Source organism: Janthinobacterium fluminis, from assembly GCF_028595325.1.
Lineage (GTDB): Bacteria > Pseudomonadota > Gammaproteobacteria > Burkholderiales > Burkholderiaceae_D > Janthinobacterium > Janthinobacterium fluminis.
In genome coordinates this window covers 1-6,275 of record NZ_JAQQXR010000026.1, presented here as the reverse complement: position 1 = coordinate 6,275, position 6,275 = coordinate 1, and the positions used below count along the sequence as shown (strand labels likewise).

At 57.3% G+C, this 6,275-nt stretch carries 5 protein-coding genes; 3 read left to right on the top strand and 2 right to left on the bottom strand.

The window, feature by feature from the left end; all coding sequences use genetic code 11:
- Positions 1–472: 472 nt before the first annotated feature.
- Entirely contained in the window at positions 473–1,495 is a 1,023-nt protein-coding gene (rtcA, locus tag OIK44_RS25520) for an RNA 3'-terminal phosphate cyclase (protein ID WP_273675056.1), read from the bottom strand.
- Positions 1,496–1,514: 19 nt separating this feature from the next.
- Complete coding sequence (locus OIK44_RS25515; protein WP_273675054.1) at positions 1,515–2,750, bottom strand: RtcB family protein; 1,236 nt, start codon at positions 2,748–2,750, stop codon at positions 1,515–1,517.
- 259 nt (positions 2,751–3,009) lie between these two features.
- Between OIK44_RS25515 and rtcR the strand changes: the two genes are divergently transcribed.
- From rtcR to OIK44_RS25500, 3 genes are read left to right on the top strand one after another with little or no spacing between them, the layout of a single operon-like run.
- Complete coding sequence (rtcR, locus tag OIK44_RS25510) at positions 3,010–4,620, top strand: RNA repair transcriptional activator RtcR (RefSeq protein ID WP_273675053.1); 1,611 nt, start codon at positions 3,010–3,012, stop codon at positions 4,618–4,620.
- A 28-nt stretch (positions 4,621–4,648) separates the two neighbouring features.
- A complete protein-coding gene (locus tag OIK44_RS25505; RefSeq protein WP_273675052.1) occupies positions 4,649–5,449 on the top strand; it encodes a nucleotidyltransferase domain-containing protein in 801 nt (266 codons plus the stop codon).
- Entirely contained in the window at positions 5,418–6,056 is a 639-nt protein-coding gene (locus OIK44_RS25500; RefSeq protein ID WP_273675050.1) for a hypothetical protein, read from the top strand. Before OIK44_RS25505 ends, OIK44_RS25500 begins: the two co-directional genes overlap by 32 nt.
- Positions 6,057–6,275: the final 219 nt, after the last annotated feature.

Here is a 6,275-nt window from a genome sequence, read left to right as displayed (position 1 = left end):
TGTAAGGCATGCCGCCAGCGTTCAATCTGAGCCAGGATCAAACTCTTCAGTTTAATCTCTGTTTAATGTCATTTCTGACAGGTCGAAGCCATCGCTGGCTTCTTACTCACTCAAAATACTGACAGGCTGTTTCTTGCGAAACATCCGTGTTTCTTTTTTCGCGAGCATTTAATAATTTAAGTATGCGGCGGACCGAAGTCCACCGGCACCATCATCAAATGCCCACATTTATCGACTGTTAATTTTTAAAGAACTTGTTCGGTACTACTTTCCGCGTTTCTGACAAAGCGTTTTGTTTGCCATCAGCAGAGAGAGAAGAGTATGAAGCGTTTCGCTTATTTCGTCAACTTCTATTTTTACTACCCCGTCGTTTCCGATCGGCCCGTTTTGCTCTGTAGCTAGTGCCACTCATTGGGGAGGCGAACTATAGCAAAGGCCCCCTGCACTGGCAAGGCCTTTCTCGCCGCCCACCCTAAACCGGACTGTGCAAATGGCAAGTGTGTAAGCCCTCACCCTCTTCAAACGAGATCTGGATTGGCAGAAAGCGAGCAATCACTGCGGCATTCGTCAAGGCATGCTGCGATAGGCGCTCGGTGGTGAAACGGCCGCCGCCGGCCAGCGCCATCGGCAACATCAACTGGTCGGCCAAGTGCTCGCCAACGGCCGCACCCGATGCCAGGTAGCGCCGCACCTGCCGAACCACGTTATGGGCAACGGTTTCGGCGCGCACCATTTTTTCACCGAAACCGGCAAACACTTCCGTCACATGCTCGTGTTCGAGCGTAATCAGCAGCACGTTCCCCGGCCCCTGCTCCTCGGACAAACCGCGCATCCGCAACTGTGCCTCGCCCCACCCCATGCCGGCGCCGACGCACTCAAGCTCGCGCCTGGCAATGCTGGCGGGGATGCCTGCGAAGAAGCCTTCGGCATAGGCGGCGCGCCGCTCGCCCCGCTCCATCAATTCGATCCGGCGCAACTGCGCGCAGGGCCGAACCGTGGCAAGCACCTCGCCGCCGCCGGCCGGATAGAAGCCAAAGCGCTGCAACTCGATGCCGATTTCCACCCCCATCGCCGCCAGCACGCGGCCGTAAGCCTGCGCCAAAAACTGCGCCGGCGGCGCCATCGGATTATGCGTGCCGCCACTGATGCGCACGGTCGATGGCGCATCGGCATACAGCAAGGCCGGCAGCAGCGTCTGCAACACCAAAGTGCAACTGCCGGCGCTGCCAATCGCAAACTGGTAATCGCCGCCCCGGATCCTCCCCGGCGCGAACACCAAGGTTTGCGCATTCAACGCGGCGGCGGCCACGTCGGCGCCACAGACCTGGGCGGCGGCCTGCACCGCCACCAGATGCTGCCGCATCAGGCCGGGCCTGGGGCGATTGGCACGAATATTCGTAATGCGAAACGCCTGCCCGGTAATCATCGACAATGTCAAGGCAGTACGCAGCACCTGACCGCCGCCCTCGCCTACCGATCCATCCAATTCAATCATATTCTTCTCTTCTTATTCATCAACCTTTGACGCACACCACTTGCTTCAAAATATGCACCACATCCACCAGATCGCGCTGCGCATGCATCACCGCGTCGATATCCTTATAGGCCATCGGAATCTCGTCTATCACATTGACATCCTTGCGGCACTCAACGCCCTCGGTTGCCGTAATCTGATCGTCGAGCGTGAAACGGCGCTTGGCCTCGGTACGGCTCATGGTACGGCCGGCGCCATGGCTGCAGCTATGGAAGCTTTCCTCGTTACCCTTGCCGCGCACAATATAGCTCTTTGCCCCCATTGAGCCGGGAATGATGCCCAGCTCGCCCGGACGCGCCGACACCGCCCCTTTACGCGTCACCAGCACATCTTCGCCGAAATGCCGCTCCCGCTGCACATAGTTGTGATGGCAGTTGACCGCCTCCACATGCGTCTCGAACGGTTTGGCGATGACACTGCGCACGGCCGCAATCAGGTTCTGCATCATCACCTCCCGGTTAGTGCGCGCAAACTTCTGCGCCCAGCTCACCGCCTCGATGTAATCATCGTAGTGCTGCGTCCCTTCCGGCAAATACGCCAGATCCTGGTCGGGCAAGTTAATGAAGTGCGTGCGCATATCCTGCTTCGCCAACTCGATAAAGTAACTACCGATCGCATTGCCGACGCCCCGCGAACCGGAGTGCAGCATGAACCATACGGAACCGGCCTCATCCAGGCACACCTCGATAAAATGGTTGCCACTCCCCAGGGTTCCCAGGTGGCGGTGATTATTCGTATTCTTCAGCTTCGGCGTCTTCTGGCAAATCGCCTCAAAACCATCCTTCAACTGCGCCCAGCCAATATCGACTGGCTGTGGCGGCACTCCCCAGGAACCCACATCGCGCCCACGGAAACCACGCGTCTTCGGCGACATGCCATGCGGGATCGCACGCTCAATCGCGCTACGCAAAGGCCCCAGATTGTCGGGCAGGTCGCTGGCCGTCAGGGTGGTTTTCGCCGCCATCATCCCGCAACCGATATCGACGCCGACGGCGGCGGGAATCACCGCGCCCAGCGTCGGCACCACACTGCCAATGGTCGACCCCTTACCGACATGCACATCCGGCATCACCGCAATGTGCCGGTAGATGAACGGCATCTTCGCCGTGCTGCTCAACTGCTGCTTGGCCGCCTCGTCGACAGGCACGCCGCGGGTCCACATTTTCACCGGACGGCCACCCTCAACATTCATCACGTCGTAATCTTGTTTGCTCATATTCTTCTCTTAATCCAATTATTTATTCACTTGCACATCGTTTTTTGCCGGCCCAGTGTGCCGCGCCCGGATACGGGTATTTTCGTATCGACACCCAAGCTATTGCAAATGGCGTGCCAGCTCCTGGGAGAAAATGAAAAAAACCATATAAGAGCTTGATTTTAATGAAAAATATCGCATGCGACAGACATGCCGGAATTAGGCGGCCATTTTACATTTTGTGATATATTATCTTTTTAGATAAATAGCTATCCCGAAAATGAGCAAGAAACGCATTGTAGTGATAGGCTTTCTGGGCACCCAGCTCGACAGCGGCAAGGGTGCGGCGCGCTGGGAAAAGTGGCGCCCGAGCGTCGCACTGACCCAGCAGGAGGACACGGTCATCGATCGCTTCGAACTGCTTTGCACGGCAAAGTACGGCGAACTTGGCAAGGCCATCCAGCGCGACATTGCATCGGTTTCGCCGGAAACGACGGTCGCCGCGCATCATCTGCCGATTGCCAATGCGTGGGATTTCGAAGACGTCTACGGCTGCCTGTTTGACTTCGCCAAGCATTATCCATTCGATCCGGACAGGGAAGAGTATTGGATACACATTACCACCGGCACCCACGTGGCACAGATCTGCATGTTCTTGATGACGGAGGCGCGCTTCTTCCCCGGCCGCCTGCTGCAAACCGCGCCGCCTCGGCGCCAGAGTCTTGGCAATCCCGGCAGCTTCACGCTGATCGACCTCGACCTGTCTCGCTACGACCAGATCGCGCAGCGATTTTCGCGCGAGCAAGAGGAAGGCGTGACCTTCCTCAAGTCCGGCATCGCCACGCGCAACCCGCGCTTCAACACGATGATCGACGAAATCGAGCGCGTCGCCATCAAATCCCGGGCACCTATCTTACTGATGGGGCCGACCGGCGCCGGCAAGTCCTTTCTGGCACGGCGCGTCTTTGAGCTAAAAAAAGCGCGCCACCAGCTCGACGGCAAATTCGTCGAGCTCAACTGCGCCACCTTGCATGGCGATGGCGCCGCCTCAACCTTGTTCGGCCATATCAAAGGGGCGTTCACGGGGGCGGCGACGGATCGCCCGGGCCTGCTGCGCTCGGCACATAAAGGCTTGCTGTTTCTCGATGAAATAGGCGAGCTCGGCCTGGATGAACAGGCAATGCTGCTCAAGGCCGTCGAGGAAAGGCGTTTTTTCCCCGTCGGCAGCGACAATGAAGTGCAGAGCGACTTCCAATTAATAGCCGGCACCAACCGCGACCTGGCGCAAGAAGTGGCGGCCGGCCGCTTCCGCGAGGATCTGTATGCGCGCGTCAATCTGTGGACGTATGCATTGCCGGGCCTGGTCGACCGGCAGGAAGACATCGAGCCGAATCTTGATTATGCATTGGCCCAATTCAGTGCCGAACATGGCCAGATGGTGCGCTTCAACCAGGAGGCGCGTCGGCACTACATGGCGTTTGCGACATCGGGCGAGGCCGCATGGGCCGGCAATTTCAGGGACTTGTCCGCCTCCGTCACCCGCATGGCGACGTTGGCGGAGGCCGGCCGCATCACCGACGACATCGCCGCGGCGGAAATTGACCGGCTAAAGCGCCTGTGGCGGCGCCAGCCGCGGCCGGCCGGCGAACACGCCGTCGAACTGGACGAGGTCATGGGCAGCGAAGCGGCGGCGCAACTGGATTTATTCGATGCGATGCAACTACGCGCCATCATCGGCCTATGCCGCCAATCCAAAACCCTGTCCGATGCCGGCCGCAAACTATACGCAGTATCGCGCGACGCCAAAGCCAAACCCAATGACGCCGATCGCCTCAAGAAATATCTGGCCAAATTCGGGCTGGACTGGGATACAGTCTCTCCCTCAATATAAAACATATACTCCTGGCACCTTGAAAAATATGATTCCAACCGATATACACGCCGAAATCATGCGCCGGCTCGCGGCAGTCGAACAAACCGAAGGCGTCCGCATCCTGCTGGCTATCGAATCAGGTAGCCGCGCCTGGGGATTCGCCTCGCCCAATAGCGACTTCGACGTGCGTTTTATTTACGTCAGGCCGAAAGACTGGTATCTGGCCGTCGACCTGGAATCCAGGCGCGACGTCATTGAATATCCGATTGTCGATGACATCGACTTGAATGGCTGGGACGTGCGCAAGGCATTAATGCTGTTTTCAAGTTCCAATCCCGCGTTCGTTGAGTGGGTTCAATCGCCTATCCAATATATGAGCAATGGCGTCTTCTCCGCCGCCTCCAAAGAACTGCTGCCGATGGTTTATTCCTTTGAAAAAGGCATCTACCACTACCGCAGCATGGCCAAGACGAATTTCCGTGGCTACTTAATGGCCGACATGGTGCCGCTGAAGAAATACTTCTACGTACTGCGCCCACTGCTGGCTGTGCGCTGGATTGAAACCTATCACACGGCGCCGCCGATTGAATTCGACGCCCTGCTGCACCTGATCGGCGGCCAGGATCAGGTATTGGAAGACATACACGCCTTACTGGCCAGGAAAAAGCAGAGCCTGGAGAAGGAAGTGGCGCCACAGATAAAAAGCCTGAATGCCTTCATCGAAGCGGAATTGAGCAGCCTGGAGTCGCTCGTCCCTGAAAAATCCGAGCGGCACGGTGCGATGGACAAGCTGAACCAACTGTTCCACGCGATACTTGAAGAACCAGCCCTTCCCCGTGCCGACTGAGCTCTACAGGCTTACATTGCCAAGACCATCGTCGAATGACCTCATCCTGCTAGGAGTTTGCTCCTTCTGCCTGATGGCAGGAGCGCACGGGCAGCAAAAACCGCTACAGCCGACGAGCTCAAAAAAGCTGGCGGCGGCATCCGCGATGACGGCGGACTACAGCCTGACCTCGTCCAGCACCGCGCCTTCGGGGACGTGGCGCTTCACGAAAGGGCGCTTGTCGGTAAAGAGGATCGATGATCGCCATTTCGCGATCCTCTTTGCCTGCGAATGGAAAAAAGAGCCTAAGGCAGCGTGTTCTGAATGGTGGACGGCGCAGTTGCGGGATGGAAGTCTCTATTTGCAGGATATGAATACGGATAACATCAGCATGCATTTCGATCCAGCCACGCGGGCATTTACGATAAACAGCAGAGGCATGGATGCAGACAGCACCCTGCGAACGGACGTCTTTCACCCCGACACACAGGCAATAAGGGACAAGGCATTGATCCGGCGCATGAAAACCGCGCAATCAAATTTTGAATCAAAGGAAAACGCCAGAGTCTTCGGCCACTACAGCACCTGGGAATATTCTCGTGCGCGCATTCAGTTTCCAGCTCAGTAAATCAAGAAAAGGCCCAGGGACTCCGGGGTCTGACCCCGGCCTTTTGGGGTCTGACCCCTGCCTTGGCACCCGGCTGTTGACCTGGCGGAGCAAAATCCCCAAACGAAAAAAACCCCGTCAGGCACAAGGCGCCAACGGGGTTTTTTAATATAACTAGCCTGACGATAACCTACTTTCACACTGGTTGCAGCACTATCATCGGCGCAAAGTTGTTTCACG